This window comes from Rhodococcus sp. DMF-1 (assembly GCF_021441945.1).
Classification (GTDB): domain Bacteria; phylum Actinomycetota; class Actinomycetes; order Mycobacteriales; family Mycobacteriaceae; genus Rhodococcus; species Rhodococcus ruber.
In genome coordinates this window covers 4379223-4399372 of the sequence record NZ_CP090442.1, presented here as the reverse complement: position 1 = coordinate 4399372, position 20150 = coordinate 4379223, and the positions used below count along the sequence as shown (strand labels likewise).

The window sequence follows — 20150 nt, the reverse complement described above, 5'->3', positions numbered from 1 at the left end:
ACCGGGGTTGTATCGGCACCCACACCCCACCGTCCACGGCTGGCACAGAGCCGGCTCCCGATCCAGGAGGCGCACATTGAGTAGGCAGAGCCTGACCAAGGCCCATGCAAAGATCACCGAGCTGACGTGGGAACCGACGTTCGCGACGCCGGCCACCCGCTTCGGCACCGACTACACGTTCGAGAAGGCCCCCAAGAAGGACCCTCTCAAGCAGATCATGCGGTCCTACTTCCCCATGGAGGAGGAGAAGGACAACCGGGTCTACGGCGCGATGGACGGCGCGATCCGCGGCAACATGTTCCGCCAGGTCCAGCAGCGCTGGCTGGAGTGGCAGAAGCTGTTCCTCTCGATCATCCCGTTCCCGGAGATCTCCGCGGCCCGCGCGATGCCGATGGCCATCGACGCGGTGCCCAACCCCGAGATCCACAACGGTCTCGCGGTGCAGATGATCGACGAGGTCCGGCACTCGACGATCCAGATGAACCTCAAGAAGCTCTACATGAACAACTACATCGATCCCGCCGGGTTCGACATGACCGAGAAGGCGTTCGCGAACAACTACGCGGGCACCATCGGCCGGCAGTTCGGGGAGGGCTTCATCACCGGTGACGCGATCACCGCGGCCAACATCTACCTGACCGTGGTCGCGGAGACCGCCTTCACGAACACCCTGTTCGTGGCGATGCCCGACGAGGCCGCCGCCAACGGTGACTACCTGCTGCCCACCGTGTTCCACTCGGTGCAGTCCGACGAGTCGCGCCACATCTCCAACGGCTACTCGATCCTGCTCATGGCCCTGGCCGACGAGCGGAACCGGCCGCTGCTCGAACGCGACCTGCGCTACGCCTGGTGGAACAACCACTGCGTGGTCGACGCCGCGATCGGCACGTTCATCGAATACGGCACCAAGGACCGCCGCAAGGACCGCGAGAGCTACGCCGAGATGTGGCGGCGGTGGATCTACGACGACTACTACCGCAGCTACCTGCTCCCCCTCGAGAAGTACGGGCTCACCATTCCGCACGATCTCGTCGAGGAGGCGTGGAAGCGCATCACCGAGAAGGGTTACGTCCACGAGGTGGCCCGGTTCTTCGCCACGGGCTGGCCGGTGAACTACTGGCGGATCGACGCCATGACCGACGCGGACTTCGAGTGGTTCGAGGAGAAGTACCCCGGCTGGTACTCCAAGTTCGGCAAGTGGTGGGAGAACTACAACCGCCTCGCCTACCCCGGCCGCAACAAGCCGATCGCGTTCGAGGAAGTCGGATACCAGTACCCGCACCGCTGCTGGACCTGCATGGTGCCGGCCCTGGTCCGCGAGGACATGGTCGTGGAGAAGGTCGACGACCAGTGGCGGACCTACTGCTCGGAGACGTGCTACTGGACCGACGCGGTCGCCTTCCGCGGTGAGTACGAGGGCCGGCCCACGCCGAACATGGGCCGTCTCACCGGTTTCCGGGAATGGGAGACCCTGCACCACGACAAGGATCTCGCCGACATCGTGCAGGACCTCGGGTATGTGCGCGACGACGGCAAGACCCTCGTCGGCCAGCCGCACCTCGATCTCGAACCGAAGAAGATGTGGACCCTCGACGACGTGCGGGGCAACACCTTCCAGAGCCCGAACGTCCTGCTGAACCAGATGACGGACGAGGAGCGCGCAGCGCACATCGCGGAGTACCGCGCCGGCGCCACGCCGCTCTGACACCGGGCCCGGCGGGCGGCGCCGCACCACATCCGGCGCCGCCCGCCGACACCACCAGCACAGAAATTCACGAGCCCAGGAGACACCCCCGTGGCCGACACGCACCGTATCAACTTCGAGCCCGTCGACATCGAGATGGAGGTCGGCGAGGACGAGTACATCCTCGACGCCGCCTTCCGGCAGGGCATCCACCTGATGCACGGCTGCCGCGAGGGTCGCTGCTCGGCCTGCAAGTCCTTCGTCCTCGACGGCGACATCCAGATGGAGGACTACTCGACGTTCGCCTGCAACGACGCCGAGACCGACGAGGGGCACGTGCTGCTCTGCCGTTCGACGGCCTACAGCGACTGCACCATCGAACTGCTCAACTTCGACGAGGACGAACTCCTGGGTGGTATCCCCATCCAGGAGGTGCGCACCCGGATCACCGCGATCGAGCCGATGACCAAGGACATCGTGTCGCTGCAACTGCAGCCCGTCGAACCCACGGAGTACGACTTCAAACCGGGTCAGTACTCGGACCTGCAGATACCGGGAACCGAGGAACATCGGTCGTTCTCCATGGCGACGACCCGATCGACGCCGGGACACGTCGAGTTCCTCGTCAAGAAGTACCCCGGCGGAAAGTTCGCCGGCCTGCTCGAGGACGGTATCGCGGTGGGCGACGAGATCGCGCTCACCGGGCCCTACGGATCCTTCACCATCAAGGACGGTCACGTCCTGCCGATCGTCTTCGTCGGCGGCGGCGCCGGCATGGCCCCGATCCTCTCGCTCCTGCGGCACCTGAGCGAGACCGGCAGCACGCGACCCGTCCGGTTCTACTACGGTGCCCGCACGCCGGCCGATCTGTTCTACGTCGACGAGATCCTCGAACTGGGAAAGACGTTGACGGACTTCGTGTTCACGCCCTGTCTCTCGGAGTCGTCGGAGCCGGCACCGTCCGGCCTGCCGGACGTCGAGGAGGGCAACGTCACCGACGTCGTGGGCCGCCGCGAACCGGAGATCCACCGGTGCGAGGTCTACCTGTGCGGGCCACCGCCCATGGTCGACGCGGCTCTGGAACTGCTCGAGGTGCACAACACCCCGAAGGACCAGATCTTCTACGACAAGTTCACCAGCCCGGCCTTCGAGTAGGCGCCGTAGGAAACCACACCGCTCCTTCACCGACAGAAGTGAGATACGAGATGACCGCAACCACCGAGTCCAAGCAACGCAGTTTCCCGAAGATCGAGTTCACCGACTCCGAGGCCGGCGCGCTGGAGTTCCCCAGCTCCCGCAGCCGCACCTTCACCTACTACACGCCCGCCAAGAAGCGCTCGACGATGTACGAGGACGTCACCGTCGACGTGCAGCCCGATCCCGAACGGCACCTGTCGCAGGGCTGGATCTACGGCTTCGGCGACGGGCCGGGCGGATACCCCAAGGAATGGACGACCGCGAAGTCGTCGAACTGGCACGCCTTCCTCGACCCCAACGAGGAATGGGACCAGACGATCTACCGCAACAACGCGGCGGTCGTGCGCCAGGTGGACCTGTGCCTGCAGAACGCCAAGCGTGCCCGCGCCTACGACGGCTGGAACACTCCGTGGCTGAAGTTCATCGAGCGCAATCTCGGCGCCTGGATGCACGCGGAGAACGGTCTGGCGCTGCACGTGTTCACCTCCATCCAGCGCTCCGGCCCCACGAACATGATCAACACCGCGGTGGCGGTCAACGCGGCGCACAAGATGCGGTTCGCGCAGGACCTGGCGCTGTTCAACCTCGACCTGTCCGAGGCCGGGATACCGTTCGAGGGGGCCGCCCACCGGGAGGTCTGGCAGTCCGCGCCGGAATGGCAGCCCACCCGCGAGGTCGTCGAGCGGCTGACCGCGGTGCCGGACTGGTGCGAGCTGCTCTTCGCCACCAACATCGTCTTCGAGCAGCTCGTCGGCTCGCTGTTCCGCACCGAACTGATCATGCAGATCGCCGCCCGCAACGGCGACTACATCACGCCGACGATCGTCGGCACCGGAGAGCACGACTACGACCGGGATCTCGCCTACACGCGCAACCTCTTCCGGATGCTCGTCCGCGACGAGCAGCACGGGGAGTCGAACAAGGAGTTGTTCGGGACATGGCTGGCGACGTGGGTGCCGCGCTGCCTCGACGCGGCCCGCGCCCTGCAGCCGATCTGGTCCCAGCCGGCGGACAAGGCGGTCACGTTCGCCTCCAGCCTCGACGCCGCCGAGGCGAAGTTCCGTTCCCTGCTCGAGGATCTCGGGCTCGACATCCCGAAGGAGTTGGACCAGTGAGCATGCAATTCGGATCGGCCACCGAGTTCTCCAACATGTGTGGCGTCACCCTGATGAACACCCCGATCGGACGTGTCGTCGCCGACGTCATGGGCGCCAAGGAGGGAGTGGAGCTGACGGAGTACCCGTCGATGATCCGCGTCGACGGCGTGAACCGCCTCGAATTCGACTACGCCGAGCTCACCGACGCCCTCGGTGAGGACTTCGACGGATCGATCTTCGAGGAGATCAGCTCCACCCACTACGGGCGCATGGTGCATCTCGACGACAAGACCATGCTCTTCGCCAGTCCCGAGGACGCCGCCGAGTACATCGGATTCGATCTCACGGCGCACTGACCGCAGCCGTCCGGGCCCGCCCGCCGGGCCCGGACGGCTCCCGATCCACCACCGGCACACGACAGAACGAGGGAAGCGATGTACGAGAAGGACGGCCAGCAGTACTTCATCGTGGACGGCCACGTGCACATCTGGGACGGCCGCGAGTCGAACCAGAAGAACGTGCACGGACGGCAGTTCATCGACTGCTTCTACGACTACCACAAGAACCTCAGCCCCGAGGAGGAGGTGTGGGACTACGACACCTACACCTACTACGGTGGCGAACGCCTCATGAAGGACCTCTTCGTGGACGGGCACGTGGATCATGCGATCTTCCAGGCCACCCTGCTGAGCGAGTTCTACCACAACGGGTTCGGGCAGACCGAGGAGGCGTTCGAGCTCACCCGCAAGCACCCGGACAAGCTCACCTACAACCATGCCTACGACCCCCGCCACGGCGAGGCCGGACTCGAGCAGCTGCGCCGGGACGCCGAGCGGATGAACCTTCAGGGCGTCAAGCTGTACACCGCCGAATGGCACGGTGACTCCCGCGGATACAAGCTCGACGACCCGTGGTCGAGGCGTTACCTCGAGGAGTGCATCGAGCTGGGCATCAAGAACATCCACGTGCACAAGGGCCCGACCATCCGCCCGCTCGACCGGGACGCCTTCGACGTCGCCGACGTGGACAAGGTCGCCACCGACTACCTCGAGCTGCGGTTCGTCGTCGAGCACGTGGGCCTGCCCCGGCTCGAGGACTTCTGCTGGATCGCGACCCAGGAATCGAACGTGTACGGCGGTCTGGCCGTGGCGATTCCGTTCATCCACACCCGCCCCCGGTACTTCGCCCAGATCATCGGCGAACTGCTCTACTGGCTCGGCGAGGACAAGATCCTGTTCTCCAGCGACTACGCGCTGTGGACACCGAAGTGGCTGATCGAGAAGTTCGTGGACTTCCAGATCCCCGAGGACATGACCGAATACGCGCCGATCACGATCGAGCAGAAGAAGAAGATCCTCGGTCTCAACGCCGCGGCGCTCTACGACATCGACGTTCCGGAACACCTGCGGCTGCCCGAGCCCGCCGGACAGGAGGGCGTGGAGGTGGCGGCGGGAGCTCGAGAGGCGGTGTCGTCGTGACCGCCGCACCGGTGTCGGGCAGCGATGTGCTCGCCGCGCTCGGCACCGTGGTCGACCCCGAACTGGACGAGCCGATCACCGATCTCGGTTTCGTGCGGTCGGTGGTGCTCGACGACGACGGGGTCACCGTGCACCTGCGGCTGCCCACCGCGTTCTGTTCACCGAACTTCGCGTACCTCATGGCCTCCGACGCCCAGGACGCGCTGCGCGCGATCGAGGGCATCGGCGAGGTGCGGATCCTGCTGGACGACCACCACGACAGCGCCAAGATCAACGCGGGGCTCGCCGCCGACGCCGGCTACCGGGGCACCTTCGGGTCCGAGGCGGAGGAGAACCTCGACGAGCTGCGCCGCACGTTCCGGCGCAAGGCGCACCTCGCCGCGCTGGAGCGCTGCCTCGAATCCCTGTTGCAGCACTCGTCCCTCACCGTCGACGACATCCCGTCGCTCACCCTGAGCGACCTGCCGCCGGGCCGGCACAAGTCGGCGCTGATGCGGCGACGGTTCGACATCGGCCTGAGCCTGTGCCCGGCCGGCCGGGTGTTCGTCGACGACGACGGGCGGCCGATCCCCCACGAGGCGGTGCCGATGCGGCTGCGTTTCGCGAAGTCCGTGCGGATCTCCATGGAGGGGAACGCGCATTTCTGCCGGGGCCTGCTGGCCACCCGGTACGCCGACGACGGCGAATCGGCAGCGCCCCGGGTCGCCGACGTCCGTTGTTCCGAAATCGTCAGGAGAGTGTCATGAAGGCCGTGCAGGTCGTGGGTTACCACACCAAGCTTCAACTCGACGACATCCCCGAGCCGAAGGTCGAAGGCCCGCTCGACGTCATCGTCCGCATCGGCGGGGCGGGGGTGTGCCGCACCGACATCCACATCCTCGAGGGGCAGTGGGCCGAGAAGAGCGGCGTCGTCCTGCCGTACACCATCGGCCACGAGAACGCCGGCTGGGTGCATGCCGTCGGCGACGCGGTCACCAACGTCGCCGTCGGTGACAAGGTCATCCTCCACCCCCTCATCACGTGCGGGCTCTGCCGCGCGTGCCGGTTCGGCGACGACGTGCACTGCGAGAACAGCCAGTTCCCCGGCATCGACACCCACGGCGGCTACGCCGAGTACCTGCGCACCACCGCGCGCAGCGTGGTCCGGATCGACGACTCGCTCGAGCCGTCCGACGTCGCGGCGCTCGCCGACGCCGGGCTCACGGCCTACCACGCCGTCGCGAAGGCGGCGCGTGCGACGCGGCCCGGCGACGTGTGCGTCATGATCGGCGCCGGCGGTCTCGGCCACATCGGCATCCAGGTGCTCAAGGCGATCTCCGCGGCCACCCTGATCGTGGTGGACCGCAATCCGGCCGCGGTCGCCCTGGCCGTCGAGATCGGCGCCGACCACGGCATCGTCGCCGACGGCACCCACGTGCAGCAGATCCTGGAACTGACCGGCGGGCGCGGCGCCGAAGCCGTCGTGGACTTCGTCGGGGAGGGCGGCGCCACGAAGGACGGTGTCGCGATGCTGCGCCGCGCCGGCAACTACTACGTCGTCGGCTACGGCGAGAACATCGACGTGCCCACGATCGACGTGATCTCCACCGAGATCAACTTCGTCGGCAACCTCGTCGGCTCCTACAACGACCTGCAGGAGCTCATGGTCCTCGCCGCGCAGGGCAAGGTCGCGCTGCACACGACCAAGTACCCGCTCGAGCAGTTCCAGCAGGCGATCGAAGACCTCGACGCGGGACGGGTCCGCGGCCGCGCGATCCTGGTCCCCTGAACCGCATCCACCGGTCGGCACGAAAGGAAACCCAGTCATGGCAAAGGATCTGCGGTTCGCTCAGGAAGCACGCACCCTGCTCGAGTACGGCGTCAACGCCCTCGCCGACGCGGTCAAGGTGACGCTCGGTCCGAAGGGCCGCAACGCGGTGCTCGAAAAGCTCACCGGCCCACCCACCATCACCAACGACGGCGTCACGATCGCCCGGGAGATCCAGCTGCGGGACCCGTTCGCCAACATGGGTGCGCAGCTGGTCAAGGAAGTGGCGATGAAGACCAACGGCGTGGTCGGTGACGGCACCACCACCGCGACGGTGCTCGCGCAGGCCATGGTCCGCGAGGGCCTGCGCGCCGTCGACGCCGGCGCGAACCCGATGCGGGTGCGCCGCGGCATCGAACGCACCGTTCCCGTCGTCGTCGAGGCGCTGCGCGACCGGTCCGTGCCGGTGGAGGACCGCGCGGACCTGCGGCGCGTCGCGACGCTGGCCGCCAGCGACGACGAGTCCATCGGCGAGGCCATCGCCGAGGCCGTCTCGTACGTCGGCAGGTCCGGCATCGTCACCACCGAGGAGAGCGACACCCTCGGGATGTCGGTGAGCGTCGTCGACGGCATCGAATTCGACCACGGCTACATCTCCGGCTACATGGTCACCGACCCGGAACGCATGGAGGCGGTCCACGACAATCCGCTGATCCTGCTCACCAACAAGAAGATCAGCCAGGTGCAGGACATCATGCCGAGCATCGAGGCCGCCAAACGCGCCGACCGGCCCCTCGTCGTGCTCGCCGAGGACGTCGACGGCCCCGCCCTGCAGCTCCTCGTCGGCGGCAACATGCACAAGACGATGCAGTCCGTCGTCGTACGCGCGCCCGGATTCGGTCACCGGCGGGTCGCCGAGTTGCAGGACCTCGCGGTGGCGCTGGGCGGGCACGTGATCGCCAAGGACACCGGCGTCGAGCTGTCCGAGGTGACACGCGAGCATCTCGGGTCCTGCGACCGCATCACCGTCACCGAGAACGAGACCACCATCGTCGGCGGCCACGGCGACGCGAAGCTGCTCGAGGCCCGGATCGCGCAGCTCGAGACGCAGCTGGACCGCGCCCGGATCGACGCCGACCAGGACAGCCTCCAGCTGCGCATCGCCCGGCTCACCGGGCGGGTCGCGGTCATCCGGGTGGGCGGCGCCACGAGCGTCGAACTCAAGGAGCGCATGCTGCGCGTCGAGGACGCCCTCGCCGCCACCCGGGCCGCCCTCGAGGACGGCATCGTCGCCGGCGGCGGCACCGCGCTCGGTCAGGCGCACCGCGCGCTGGCCGATCTCGAGTTGTCCGGCGACGAGGCCATCGGCCGGGACGTCGTGCGGCGGGCCCTGCCCGAGCCGCTGCGGTGGATCGCGGTCAATGCCGGCTTCGACGGTGACGAGGTCGTCGAGGTCGTCGCGGGCCTGCCGTCGGGGCACGGCTTCGACGCCCTGACCGGTGAGTACGGCGACATGTTCGACGAGGGCATCGTCGACCCCCTCAAGGTCACGCGCGCCGCGCTCGAGAGCGCCGCGTCCATCGCGGCGCTGCTCATCACCACCGAGACCGCGATCGTGGAGGAGGTCGTCGGCAATCCCGGCGCGATCCACGCGCCCGGCTTCGGGGACCTGGCCGAGGGCATGGTCCGCCCGTCCAACATCTACTGAGCGCGGGGGACGGTCTCGGCGGCGGCCGGGCCCCGTCGGTCGCTTCCCTCCGGGGCGACCGGCCGCCGCCGTGTCCACCCGGCAGAATCGGAGTACGCAATGATCTTCATCGTGGTCAAGTTCCGGGTCCGTCCCGAGTACCGGGACGACTGGCTCTCGCTCACAAGGGAATTCACCGAGGCGACCCGCGCCGAACCTGGCAACCTGTGGTTCGAGTGGTCCCGCAGCGTGGACGATCCGTCCGAGTACGTGCTCGTCGAGGCGTTCCGCGACGGCGAGGCCGGCGCCGCGCACGTCGGTGCCGACCACTTCCGCAAGGGACTCGACGCCATGCGCCCCGCGCTGAGCGAGACGCCGAGGATCCTCAACACCGAGCTCCCTGGCGTCGAGTGGGCCCGCATGGGTGAACTCGAGATGGCCGGCTGAGGCGGTCACCGCTCCGTCGCGCGCACGAGCAGGCGCAGTTCCGCGCCGAGGGTGCACGCCCGCGGCAGATCGACGGGCCCGTTCTCACGCAGCTCGGTGGTCAGGCGCGTGACCCGGGCGATCGCGTCCGGGACTCGCGCCTGCCACCGCGCCAGGACCTCGTCGACGTCCGCCGGGCCGGTCGGCGCGCCGTCCCGGCGCAGGATCGCGGCGACGAGACCGTGGTGGCGATCGGCGAGTTCGTCCCGCGCGGTGGCGATCGCCGTGCTGTCCCACCAGGTGTGGGATCCGGTGGACAGGTCCGGTGACATCCCCTCGATCCCGAGCAGCGATCCCGTGGCGGCGTGCACCCGGGCGACGAGGCGGGCCGGGCAGTCCAGCGTGTGCGCGGTGTCGACCAGGGCCGGGCACTCGGCGAGAAACCCGAAGTCGGGGCCGTCGCCCGGCGCGGCGTCTGCGAGCAGATCCTCGACCCCGGCACGCAGCCGCGCGATCTCGGCGGTCACGTCGAGCGGCGACGGCCGCAACCGCAGGATCCACGAGGCCGCATGCTCGACGAATCCCTGCACGGCGCCGAGCCGCTCCCAGCGGTCGGCGCCGTCGCGTGCCTCGGCCCACCACCGGTCGGTGTCGAACACCGCCCGGATCACCGCGTACGCCCGGGCGACCGCCGGGGTGCGCACCCCGAGCCGTTCCTCGAGCTGATAGATCATCCCCGGACCGACGTGGTCGACGAGATCGGAGGCGATCCGGGTCGCGACGATCTCGCGGCGCAGGGGATGGTCCCGGATCTCGTCCCGCAGCACGGCGCGCATGCCGGCGGGGAAGTACTCGAGGGCGACGTCGGCGAAGACGGGGTCGTCGGGCACGTCCGACTCGAGCAGATCCCGGCACACGACGTTCTTCGACCGGGCGAGCAGCACCGCGATCTCCGGCCTGGTCAACCCGCGGCCGGCGCCGGCGCGGGCGGCCAGTTCCTGCACGGTGGGCAGCACCTCGGTGCTGCGCCGGAGTCCGCCGCCGGTCTCGAGGTGGATGATGAGCCGCTCGTGCCTGCCGAGCAGCCGGGCCGCGCGCGAGACGGCGAGTCCGAGCGCCACCGCCTGGTCCCGGTTCGTGCGCAGCACCGTCCGGGCCACCTCGTCGCGGGCGTCGTCGAGCAGCCGGTTGCGTTCCTCGAGGGTCAGACCTCCCCTGCGCCGGGCGGATTCGAGGGCGATCTTCAGGTTCACCTCGGCGTCGGAGGTGGCCACGCCGGCCGCGTTGTCGATGAAGTCCGCATTGACGCGCCCGCCCGCGGCCGCGAATTCGATGCGGGCCCGCTGCGTGAAACCGAGGTTCCCGCCCTCGCCGACGACGCGGCACCGCAGCTGCGAGGCGTCGACACGGACGGGGTCGTTTGCCGGATCCGCTGCTTCGGTGTGGCTTTCGGAGGATGCCTTGACGTAGGTGCCGACGCCGCCGTTCCAGAGCAGATCCACCGGGGCCGTCAGCAGCGCCTTGATCAACTCGTCCGGGGTGGTGGTCGGGTGGGACAGTCCGAGCAGGCGCCGTGCCGGTTCCGGGACGGTGACGGACTTCGCGGAGCGCGGCCACACGCCGCCCCCGGCGGAGAGGACGTCGCGGTCGAAGTCGTCCCAGCTCGATCCGGGAAGCTCGAACAGCCGCCGGCGCTCCGCGTAGGCACGGGCGGTGTCCGGGTCGGGGTCGAGGAAGATGTGCCGGTGGTCGAAGGCGCCGACGAGGCGCAGGTGCGGCGAGAGCAGCATCCCGTTGCCGAACACGTCGCCGGACATGTCCCCGATCCCCACCGCCGTCACCTCGGTGGTCTCGACGTCGATGCCGAGGTCGGTGAAGTGCTCGCGGACCGCGACCCACGCGCCGCGCGCGGTGATGCCCATCGCCTTGTGGTCGTATCCGCTCGATCCGCCCGAGGCGAAGGCGTCGCCGAGCCAGTAGTCGTACTCCGCGGCGATGGAGTTCGCCAGGTCGGAGAACCGGGCCGTGCCCTTGTCCGCGGCCACCACCAGATAGGCGTCGTCCCCGCCGTGGACGACGGTGCGGTCCGGATGCACGATCCGACCGTCGACGATGTTGTCGGCGAGGTCGAGCATTCCCCGGACGAACGTCGAATATGCCTGGGCGGGAGAAATATCCGGGTTTCTGCGGACGAACGCGCCCTTGGCGCCGACGGGGACGATGGGGGCGTTCTTCACGACCTGGGTCTTCATCAGGCCGAGGACCTCGGTGCGGTAGTCCTCCGGACGGTCCGAGAACCGCAGCCCCCCGCGGGCGACGGTGCCGCTCCGCACGTGGATGCCCTCCACGTCGTCCGAGTGGACGAAGATCTCGCGGTGCGGAACGACCGGTCCGGGGTCGGCCAGACGAGCGGAATCGAGCATGAATGCCCCGTACGGTTTCGCCGCACCGCGATCGTCGCGCTGGTACCAGTTGGTGCGCACGGTGGCGGTGACGAACGACTCGAGGCTGCGCAGGATGCGGTCCTCGTCGAGGCTTTCCGCCGCGCCGCGCCGTTCGGCGAGCGCCTGTCCGGCGGCGACGTCCCGATCGTGCCGGTCCGGGTCGAAGCGCGCCGCGAAGCAGGCGACGAGTGCCTCGACGAATCCGGCATGCCGGCAGAGCGTGTCGACGACGTACCGTTCCGACATGATCAGTCCCGCCTGGCGGGCGAAGCGGGCGGCGGCGCGGACCAGGGCGATGTCCCGCACGCCCACCTCGGCGACGACGGCGAGGCGGGAGTACCCGTCGACGACGGTGCGGCCCTGTGCGTGGGCGTCGAAGACCGCCGCCACCCGGCGCGGCGAACCCGGTTCCCACTCCGGGGGCGTGACGAACGCGAATCGATGCACCCGGCGGTCCGCGTCGCCGGTGGTCAGGAGTTCGTGATCGTCGATCCGCAGGCCGAAGTGCTCGAACGTGTGGACGGAGTCGGCGAGCAGCGGGTCCCGGCCCGGCCATCGCATGACGGCACAGGCGGTGCCGTCGGAGGACGAGTCCTCCACGAACAGCAGTGCCGGTCCGGCATCCTGTGCGCGCGCGAGGCGCCGCGCGGCCCCGGCGACGTCGGTGGGCGCCGGTTCGTACGGGTGCGTGAGGGCGGTGGTCATCGGTATGTCCTTTCGGTCACCCGGTGTGGGCCGTGGTGTGCCGCCAGTCTGCGGCGGACCGCCGAGAACGGACATGTACGCGATGTCCATGCAGAAGGCTGAACTTGTACTCGAGGTCCATCAGAAACCCGGGTCTGCGCTCCTACAGTTCGAGGAAACCGACGAAGGGAGAAGGACATGACCGCAGTCGAACTCGTACGGGGTGGCCCCGGGCTCGAGCAGGCACGTCGCATCGTGACGGAGATCCCGGGACCCCGGTCCCGCGAGCTGGCGCAGCGCCGCGCCGCCGCGCTGCCGGCGGGCCTGGCCAGCGGCGCCGAGATCTACGCGGCCGCCGGGGGCGGGGGTGTGCTCGTCGACGTGGACGGGAACTCCTTTATCGACCTCGGCTCCGGCATCGCCGTCACCACCGTCGGCAACTCCGCGCCGCGGGTCGTCGAACGCGCCACCGCACAACTGCAGCAGTTCACCCACACCTGCTTCCTCGCCACCCCCTACGAGCCGTACATCGAGGTCGCCGAGGCCCTCAACCGGCTGACCCCGGGCACGCACGCCAAGCGCACGGCCCTGTTCAACACCGGCAGCGAGGCCGTCGAGAACGCCGTGAAGTACGCCCGCGCGGCGACCGGCCGGTCCGCCGTGGTCACGTTCGACCACGCCTTCCACGGCCGCACGCTGATGACGATGACCATGACGGCGAAGAACCAGCCCTACAAGCACTCCTTCGGCCCGTTCGCCCCGGAGGTCTACCGCGCGCCGATGGCCTACCCCTACCGGTGGCCGAGCGGGCCCGACCGCGCCGCGGACGAGGCGTTCGAGCAGTTCCGGCTGCTCGTCGACGCCCAGATCGGCGCGGACCAGGTGGCGTGCGTCGTCGTCGAACCCATCCAGGGCGAGGGTGGGTTCATCGTCCCCGCCGACGGCTTCCTGCGGCGCGTCGCCGACTTCTGCCGGGACCGCGGCATCCTCGTCGTCGCCGACGAGGTCCAGACCGGAATCGCCCGCACCGGAGCGTGGTTCGCGTGCGAGCACGAGGGCCTCGTGCCGGACCTGATCGTCACGGCGAAGGGACTCGCCGGCGGGCTCCCGCTCGCGGCCGTCACCGGCCGGGCCGAGATCATGGACCGCGCCCACCCGGGCGGCATCGGCGGCACCTACAGCGGCAACCCCGCCGCGTGTGCCGCGGCGCTCGGCGTCTTCGAGACGATCGAGACCGAGCATCTGCTCGACCGCGCCCAGGAGATCGGCGCGCTGATGCTGCGGGAACTGCGCGAGATCGGCACCCGTCACCCCGTCGTCGGCGACGTCCGTGGCCGCGGCGCCATGGTCGCCGTCGAACTCGTCGAGCCCGGCACGACCACCCCCAACCGCGAAGCCGTCGCGGAGATCGCCCGGTACTGCCAGGCCCACGGAGTCCTCACCCTGACGGCCGGCACCTTCGGGAACGTGCTCCGGTTCCTGCCGCCGCTGTCGATCTCCGACGCGCTGCTCACCGAGGCGTTCTCGGTGCTGCGCGACGCGTTCGCCGCCCTCTGACCACCCCTACTTCCCCGAGGACCAGCACATGACCACCACCGCACCCGCACGCACGACCGGCCCCCTGCGGCCGCTCGAACTCCTCGGCGCCGACACCCTGCTCGACGCCGACGAACGCGACATCGCCGCCACCGTCCGGCGCTTCGTCGAGACCCGGCTCGCCCCCGAGGTCGGCAACTGGTTCGAATCCGCCACGCTGCCCAAGGAACTGGCGAAGGAGTTCGGCGCCCTCGGCGTCCTCGGCATGCACCTGGACGGATACGGGTGCGCCGGCACCAACGCCGTCAGCTACGGCCTGGCCTGCCTGGAACTCGAGGCCGGCGACAGCGGATTCCGCAGCTTCGTCTCGGTGCAGGGCTCGCTGTCGATGTTCTCGATCCACCGCTACGGCTCCGACGAACAGAAGGAGCACTGGCTGCCCCGGCTCGCCTCCGGCGACGCCATCGGATGCTTCGGCCTGACGGAACCCGACTTCGGTTCCAACCCCGCGGGAATGCGCACCCGCGCCCGCCGGGACGGGTCGGACTGGATCCTCACCGGCACCAAGATGTGGATCACCAACGGCAATCTCGCGGACGTCGCCACCGTATGGGCGCAGACCGACGAGGGCGTGCGCGGGTTCGTCGTGCCCACCGACACCCCCGGCTTCACCGCCAACCCGATCCACCGGAAGCTGTCGCTGCGGGCCTCGGTGACCTCCGAACTGGTGCTCGACAACGTGCGTCTGCCGGCATCGGCCGAGCTGCCGCTCGCCCGCGGACTCGGCGCTCCCCTGTCCTGCCTCAACGAGGCCCGGTTCGGCATCGTGTTCGGCGCGCTCGGCGCCGCCCGCAACAGCCTCGAGACCGCGTTGGACTACGCCGCCTCCCGGGAGGTCTTCGATCGGCCGCTCGCCGCCTACCAGCTCACCCAGGAGAAGCTGGCCGACATGACACTCGAGCTCGGCAAGGGCTTCCTGCTCGCGCTGCACCTCGGCCGCCTCAAGGACGAGTCCGGGGTCACTCCCGAGCAGATCAGCCTCGGCAAGCTCAACAACGTGCGCGAGGCCCTGGCCATCGCCCGCGAATGCCGGACCATTCTCGGCGCCAGCGGAATCACGCTCGAGTACTCGCCGCTGCGGCATGCCAACAACCTCGAGTCGGTGCTGACCTACGAGGGCACCAGCGAGATGCACCTGCTCTCGATCGGCCGCGCCCTGACCGGTCACGCCGCATTCCGCTGACCCGCACCGTCGACGCGTCGAAGGGACACACGATGACGACACCCGTTCTGCTGCAGCACTACATCGACGGCGAGTGGTTCGACGGCGAGGCCGATGCCCTGGTGAGCATCAGCCCCGCCGAGCCGGACGTCACCGTCGCGCACGGCCGCGCGGCCACCGGCGACGACGTCGACCGGGCCGTCGCCGCCGCGCGGGCCGCGGCCCGGCACTGGGCGCGGACCCCGGCGCACGAGCGCGGTGCCGTCCTGGCCCGGGCGGCCGCCGTCGTCGAATCGTCCGCGTCACGGTGGGGTGCGGAGCTCGCCCGGGAGGAGGGCAAGACGCGGGGCGAGGGCGTCGCCGAGGTGCTCCGCGCGGCCCAGATCCTGCGCTTCTACGGCGGCGAGGGCGACCGGGAGGCCGGCGAGGTGTTCGCCTCCCCGCGCCGGGGGGAGCAGATCCTGGTCGCGCGCAAGCCCGTCGGCGTGGTGGGGGTCGTCACCCCCTTCAACTTCCCCATCGCCATCCCCGCCTGGAAGATCGCCCCGGCACTGACCTACGGCAACACCGTGGTGTGGAAGCCGGCAGGCACCGTGCCGCTGCTGGCGATGCGGCTCGTGCAGGCCCTCGCCGATGCGGGCCTGCCGCCGGGGGTGCTCAACCTCGTCATCGGCGGCCGGGAGGTCGGCGCCGGCATCGCCGACCATCCGGGGATCGACGCGCTGACCTTCACCGGTTCGACCGCGGTCGGCCGGAGCCTCGCGGCGGCCGGGGCCGCGCGGGGCGTGCCCGTGCAGGCGGAGATGGGCGGCAAGAACGCGGCCGTCGTGCTCGGCGACGCGGACCTCGATCTCGCCGCCGAACAGGTGCTCCTCGGCGCGTTCCGGTCGTCGGGGCAGAAGTGCACGGCGACCTCCCGGCTGATCGTCACCGACGACGTCGCCGACGAGTTCGTCGGTGAACTCGTCGCCCGGATCGGCAAGTGGACCGTCGGCAATCCCCTCGACGAGCACGTCCACATGGGTCCGGTGGTCGATGCCGCGGCGCGGACCTCGATCCAGGCAGGTGTCGACGAGGCGGTCCGGCAGGGTGCCCGCGTGCTGTGCGGCGGCCGGCCGTACGAGGACGGTGCACTCGCGGCCGGGTTCTACGTGCCGCCCACCGTGCTCGAACTGCCCGGCACCGGGCTCGACGTGTGGCGGGAGGAGTTGTTCGGACCCGTCCTGGCCGTGTGCCGCGCGGCGGACGCCGAGGCGGCGTTCGCGCTCGCCGACGACAGCGACTACGGCTTGTCGGCGGCCGTGTTCACCCAGGACCTCACCCGCGCACTCGGGGCGCTCGAGGACCTGGACGTGGGCATCCTGCACATCAACTCCGAATCCGCCGGCGCCGATCCGCACGTCCCGTTCGGCGGCGCGAAGAAGAGCGGCTACGGACCGAAGGAACAGGGCCGCGCCGCGCGGGAGTTCTTCACCCACACCACGACCGTCTACCTTCGCGGCGGGAGGCCGATCGCATGAGCCAGGGCGCACTCGACGGCATCGTCGTCGCCGATTTCACCCGGGTCCTCGCCGGCCCCTACGCCACGATGATGCTCGCGGACATGGGCGCCGAGGTCGTCAAGATCGAACGTCCCGGCACCGGCGACGACACCCGCGCGTGGGGACCGCCCTACGACGACGCCGGCACGGCCACGTACTTCAACTCGGTGAACCGCAACAAGACCTCCGTGGTCCTCGACCTCGCGTCGGAGCAGGGCCGGGCCGAGGCCCGCCGGCTCGTCGCGCGCGCGGACATCGTGGTCGAGAACTTCCGCGCGGGCACCATGGAGCGGCTCGGCCTGGGCTACGACGACCTGCTCGACGTCAACCCGGGGCTGATCTACTGCTCCGTCACCGGGTTCGGGAGCGGCGACGGAGCGGCCCTGCCGGGTTACGACCTGCTCGTGCAGGCCGTCGGCGGGCTCATGAGCATCACCGGACCCGAGGCCGGCACGCCGACGAAGGTGGGCGTCGCGGTCGTCGACGTGCTCACGGGCCTGCACGCCCTCGCCGGGATCCTCGCTGCGCTGCACCACCGGCAGCGCACCGGCGAGGGGCAGCGCGTCGAGACCAATCTCCTTGCCGCGCTGCTGTCGTCGCTCGTCAACCAGGGCTCGGCGTACCTCGGTGCCGGGGTGGTGCCGGGGATTCTCGGCAACCGGCACCCCAGCATCGCGCCGTACGAGGTGTTCCCGACCAAGGACCGGCCGCTGGCGCTGGCGGTGGGCAACGACAAGCAGTTCACCCGGCTCGCCGAGACGATCGGCGCACCGGAACTGGCCACCGACCCGCGGTTCTGCAGCAACCCGCTGCGCGTCGCGCACCGCGAGGAACTGTGCGAGGAGATCACCTCGATCCTCGCGACGGCCGGGGCCGACCACTGGTACGACGAACTCGCCCGCGTGGGTGTTCCGGCCGGACCCATCAACGACGTCGCCGAGGCCTTCGAGTTCGCGCGGCGACTCGGTCTCGACGCCGTCGTGTCGGTGCCCGGAAGTGCCACACCGCAGGTCGGAAACCCGTTGACCTTCTCCAGGACTCCGGTTCGGTACCGGTCGGCTCCGCCACCCCTGGGTGGAGCCGCGGACTGACCGGAGCGGCCCGGAGGAGTGCCCGTCCCGTCGCGTCCGGACGCGGCGGGACGGGCGTCGCGCGCCGACGGGAGCGCCGCCGGATCAGGGATGCGCGACGGCGCGATCCTCGGGCGCGGGAACGGCGGGCCGGCGGATCCCGAAGGACTCGAAACCGACGACGTACAGAAGGGTCACCAACGCGAACAGGTCCATGAACCCGAGGGCATTGCCGTGCAGGCCGTCGGCGACAGCCGGTTCGTGCAGCACGATCTCGGCGACCACGTAGTAGTACAGGACGAACGTGGTCACGGCGAGGGCGAACGTGATCGCCGCGCGGGACACCAGATTCGCTACGGCCCCGGCTGCCGTCGGCTTGTTACCGAAGGCGTTGGCCCACAGAATCATCCAGGCGACCCAGCACACGCCCAGCTGGGCCGGGAACTGATCGAGCGGGAAGCCCGGGTCGGCGGCTGTGCCGGAGCCGACGAGCACCGCACACACGGCGCGCAGTGCCACGAACAACACGGTGCCGAGCGCGATGTTGCCGATCGTCGAGACCAGCGCGACCCGCAGGCGGCTCCCGGCCAGTCGCCACGGCCAGTTCTCCAGGGTCTGCCCGGTGAGCACGATCGCGACGATGATCGAGTAGTACCAGCCGAGCAGTGTGTCGATGCCGAACAGAGCTGCGCCCTCTCGGACGGTGTCCGAGACCGCGGGTACTCCCAGGACGACGTAGAGCAGTGCGGTGGGGACGAGGAGGGTGACGATCTCGCAAGCACCGACCCACGGCTGTTTCAGGCCCAGATCGGTCCACGGCCAGTGCCCCCAGTTGAGCACCACCAGAACCCACGTGGAGAAGCCGAACAGGACGAACAGCGCGCCCGTGAAGTAGCCCAGGCCGTCGGGACGGTCGGCCGCGTAGGCGGGATACAGGTGACCGATCCCGCTCGCCAGGACGTAGGTGACGACGACGGCGAAAACCGAGGTGGCGCCGAGGAACACCAGTCCGCGCCACGGCTGCCGTAGCCGGTCGAATCCCCAGAACTCGAGGTTGAATCCGGCCCACACGACGAACAGGAGCGCCCAGAACAGGAGGGCATTGAACGGTAGCGGATACAGGTCGAACGGACTGAACTGCGGGTCGGCGAGCAGATACCACGCCGAGACGGAGACGGTGAGGACCACGGCGGTGTTGACGACACCGAATCCGAGCCACCCCGGGGACGTGTCGGCGTGCGAGCGTTCGGGCATGGGATACCGGAACCTTCTGTGATGCCCTCGAATCGAGGGGTGAGGGGAACGTCGGCCGAGGAGATCGGTGAGTGGCGTGGTGGCCGGAGCCGGCTGCCGGATCGCGGACCGTGTCCTCGACGGTTCTTCGTCAGCTCCGGCGGCGCAGTTCGGGACCGGCCGTGGGAGCGTGGAGCATCGGAGTGTCCTTCCCGTGAGGATGCGACTCGTGAGAATGTGACTCGGAGCACACTCGAAACGATCACGCGTCACAACCGTTGCGCCGCGTTGCATTCCCCGCCCGGGTCCGGATCGTCCGCCACCGCCGGCATCTGCCGGACCTCGACGGCCGCTCACCACTCCGTCGGGGTGTGGATCGCGTCGAGTTCCCGGCCACATCGTTCGCGGTGTGCGCGCTGTCGGTCACCCCGGACAACTCCCACTCTCACCTCACTAACAGCGCGATACACTGTTAGTGACTGTTAGGAGGTGGTGGGGATGGCCGACACGGAAGACCGCTACCTGGCCGGTGACGTCGACTTCGAAAGCGCCGCCGCCGACGCGCTCGGCACCCCGAGCATCGATCGCCGCGATCTGTTGCCCCTGTTGCGTGCGCTGCGGGCCGCGAAGCGTCCCGCAGCGTCCCTGCCCGCCCATGAAGCCGACCTCCTCGACGCCGGCGACGCACCCGAATCGCTCCTCGCCCTCGCCACCGCCGTCGCCGACCGGACCGCACGGATGCGCCGTCTGCTCGAGAACACCCTGACCGTCGAGCAGGCCGCCGAACGACTCGGCGGTGTCGGCCCCTCGCGCGTCCGACAGCGCGTCGGCGACCGCAGCCTGTGGGCGCTCAAGCGAGCGAACCGACTGCTGCTCCCCGCCGTGCAGTTCACCGACGACGGCCAGGTGCCCGGCCTCGACGCCGTCCTGCAGGCCCTGCCTGAGAACATGCAGCCCCTGTCGATCCACGGTCTGCTGACGACGCCGCAACCGTCCCTTGTCGTCGACGGTGCACCGACCTCGGTCGTCGACTGGCTGCTCACCGGCGGCGCCGTCGAGGACGCCCTGTCGGTCGTCGACCAGTACCTGACAGCCTGAGCCGCC

General features: G+C 69.5%; 16 protein-coding genes. 14 read left to right on the top strand and 2 right to left on the bottom strand.

The features are described from left to right. The first annotated feature begins 76 nt into the window (after window positions 1–76). The 9 genes from LZP97_RS20155 to LZP97_RS20115 all read left to right on the top strand — a co-directional run bounded on the left by LZP97_RS20155 (window position 77) and on the right by LZP97_RS20115 (window position 9337). Complete coding sequence (locus tag LZP97_RS20155) at window positions 77–1705, top strand: methane monooxygenase (RefSeq protein WP_230831588.1); 1629 nt, start codon at window positions 77–79, stop codon at window positions 1703–1705. A 90-nt stretch (window positions 1706–1795) separates the two neighbouring features. Then, the gene (locus tag LZP97_RS20150) at window positions 1796–2839 is read left to right on the top strand and encodes an FAD-binding oxidoreductase (RefSeq protein WP_040273023.1); all 1044 of its coding nucleotides are present in this window, start codon (window positions 1796–1798) and stop codon (window positions 2837–2839) included. Between the two features lie 50 nt (window positions 2840–2889). Continuing rightward, the gene (locus tag LZP97_RS20145; RefSeq protein WP_040273022.1) at window positions 2890–3996 is read left to right on the top strand and encodes an aromatic/alkene monooxygenase hydroxylase subunit beta; all 1107 of its coding nucleotides are present in this window, start codon (window positions 2890–2892) and stop codon (window positions 3994–3996) included. A 2-nt stretch (window positions 3997–3998) separates the two neighbouring features. Beyond that, window positions 3999–4334, top strand: coding sequence for a propane 2-monooxygenase effector subunit MimD (gene mimD, locus LZP97_RS20140; protein ID WP_085997962.1), 336 nt, complete (start codon window positions 3999–4001; stop codon window positions 4332–4334). Window positions 4335–4412: 78 nt separating this feature from the next. Further along, a complete protein-coding gene (locus tag LZP97_RS20135) occupies window positions 4413–5456 on the top strand; it encodes an amidohydrolase family protein (protein WP_010596322.1) in 1044 nt (347 codons plus the stop codon). Further along, a complete protein-coding gene (locus tag LZP97_RS20130) occupies window positions 5453–6202 on the top strand; it encodes an iron-sulfur cluster assembly protein (protein WP_010596321.1) in 750 nt (249 codons plus the stop codon). Before LZP97_RS20135 ends, LZP97_RS20130 begins: the two co-directional genes overlap by 4 nt. After that, entirely contained in the window at window positions 6199–7224 is a 1026-nt protein-coding gene (locus LZP97_RS20125) for an NAD(P)-dependent alcohol dehydrogenase (protein WP_010596320.1), read from the top strand. The genes LZP97_RS20130 and LZP97_RS20125 overlap by 4 nt, the downstream gene beginning before the upstream one ends. Before the next feature lie 37 nt (window positions 7225–7261). Continuing rightward, window positions 7262–8911 carry a chaperonin GroEL gene (gene groL / locus LZP97_RS20120; protein ID WP_040273020.1) on the top strand — a complete coding sequence of 550 codons (1650 nt, stop codon included), beginning with the start codon at window positions 7262–7264 and terminating at the stop codon, window positions 8909–8911. 99 nt (window positions 8912–9010) lie between these two features. Beyond that, window positions 9011–9337 carry a putative quinol monooxygenase gene (locus tag LZP97_RS20115; protein ID WP_010596318.1) on the top strand — a complete coding sequence of 109 codons (327 nt, stop codon included), beginning with the start codon at window positions 9011–9013 and terminating at the stop codon, window positions 9335–9337. A gap of 5 nt (window positions 9338–9342) precedes the next feature. Here the strand turns inward: LZP97_RS20115 and LZP97_RS20110 are convergent, their stop codons facing one another. Beyond that, complete coding sequence (locus LZP97_RS20110) at window positions 9343–12465, bottom strand: NAD-glutamate dehydrogenase domain-containing protein (RefSeq protein WP_040273018.1); 3123 nt, start codon at window positions 12463–12465, stop codon at window positions 9343–9345. A gap of 177 nt (window positions 12466–12642) precedes the next feature. On the opposite strand from LZP97_RS20110, the gene gabT reads away from it, so the two are divergent. From gabT to LZP97_RS20090, 4 genes are read left to right on the top strand one after another with little or no spacing between them, the layout of a single operon-like run. Beyond that, window positions 12643–14001, top strand: a complete 1359-nt coding sequence (gene gabT, locus LZP97_RS20105; RefSeq protein WP_010596316.1) for a 4-aminobutyrate--2-oxoglutarate transaminase — start codon at window positions 12643–12645, stop codon at window positions 13999–14001. A gap of 28 nt (window positions 14002–14029) precedes the next feature. Then, window positions 14030–15223, top strand: coding sequence for an acyl-CoA dehydrogenase family protein (locus LZP97_RS20100; RefSeq protein ID WP_010596315.1), 1194 nt, complete (start codon window positions 14030–14032; stop codon window positions 15221–15223). Between the two features lie 32 nt (window positions 15224–15255). Beyond that, window positions 15256–16722, top strand: coding sequence for an aldehyde dehydrogenase family protein (locus tag LZP97_RS20095; protein WP_010596314.1), 1467 nt, complete (start codon window positions 15256–15258; stop codon window positions 16720–16722). Next, the gene (locus LZP97_RS20090; protein WP_010596313.1) at window positions 16719–17834 is read left to right on the top strand and encodes a CaiB/BaiF CoA transferase family protein; all 1116 of its coding nucleotides are present in this window, start codon (window positions 16719–16721) and stop codon (window positions 17832–17834) included. Before LZP97_RS20095 ends, LZP97_RS20090 begins: the two co-directional genes overlap by 4 nt. A gap of 84 nt (window positions 17835–17918) precedes the next feature. On the opposite strand, the gene LZP97_RS20085 is transcribed toward LZP97_RS20090, so the two are convergent. Further along, window positions 17919–19067, bottom strand: a complete 1149-nt coding sequence (locus LZP97_RS20085) for a hypothetical protein (RefSeq protein WP_040273015.1) — start codon at window positions 19065–19067, stop codon at window positions 17919–17921. Window positions 19068–19544: 477 nt separating this feature from the next. Between LZP97_RS20085 and LZP97_RS20080 the strand changes: the two genes are divergently transcribed. Further along, the gene (locus LZP97_RS20080) at window positions 19545–20144 is read left to right on the top strand and encodes a hypothetical protein (RefSeq protein WP_010596311.1); all 600 of its coding nucleotides are present in this window, start codon (window positions 19545–19547) and stop codon (window positions 20142–20144) included. Window positions 20145–20150: the final 6 nt, after the last annotated feature.

Bases quoted from the DNA above. Each gene is read 5' to 3' on its own strand.
- LZP97_RS20080 (WP_010596311.1), top strand. From the start codon at position 19,545: ATGGCCGACACGGAAGACCGCTACCTGGCCGGTGACGTCGACTTCGAA.
- LZP97_RS20115 (WP_010596318.1), top strand. From the start codon at position 9,011: ATGATCTTCATCGTGGTCAAGTTCCGGGTCCGTCCCGAGTACCGGGAC.
- LZP97_RS20100 (WP_010596315.1), top strand. From the start codon at position 14,030: ATGACCACCACCGCACCCGCACGCACGACCGGCCCCCTGCGGCCGCTC.
- mimD (WP_085997962.1), top strand. From the start codon at position 3,999: ATGCAATTCGGATCGGCCACCGAGTTCTCCAACATGTGTGGCGTCACC.
- groL (WP_040273020.1), top strand. From the start codon at position 7,262: ATGGCAAAGGATCTGCGGTTCGCTCAGGAAGCACGCACCCTGCTCGAG.
- LZP97_RS20110 (WP_040273018.1), bottom strand. From the start codon at position 12,465: ATGACCACCGCCCTCACGCACCCGTACGAACCGGCGCCCACCGACGTC.
- gabT (WP_010596316.1), top strand. From the start codon at position 12,643: ATGACCGCAGTCGAACTCGTACGGGGTGGCCCCGGGCTCGAGCAGGCA.
- LZP97_RS20125 (WP_010596320.1), top strand. From the start codon at position 6,199: ATGAAGGCCGTGCAGGTCGTGGGTTACCACACCAAGCTTCAACTCGAC.
- LZP97_RS20085 (WP_040273015.1), bottom strand. From the start codon at position 19,067: ATGCCCGAACGCTCGCACGCCGACACGTCCCCGGGGTGGCTCGGATTC.
- LZP97_RS20090 (WP_010596313.1), top strand. From the start codon at position 16,719: ATGAGCCAGGGCGCACTCGACGGCATCGTCGTCGCCGATTTCACCCGG.
- LZP97_RS20135 (WP_010596322.1), top strand. From the start codon at position 4,413: ATGTACGAGAAGGACGGCCAGCAGTACTTCATCGTGGACGGCCACGTG.
- LZP97_RS20095 (WP_010596314.1), top strand. From the start codon at position 15,256: ATGACGACACCCGTTCTGCTGCAGCACTACATCGACGGCGAGTGGTTC.
- LZP97_RS20145 (WP_040273022.1), top strand. From the start codon at position 2,890: ATGACCGCAACCACCGAGTCCAAGCAACGCAGTTTCCCGAAGATCGAG.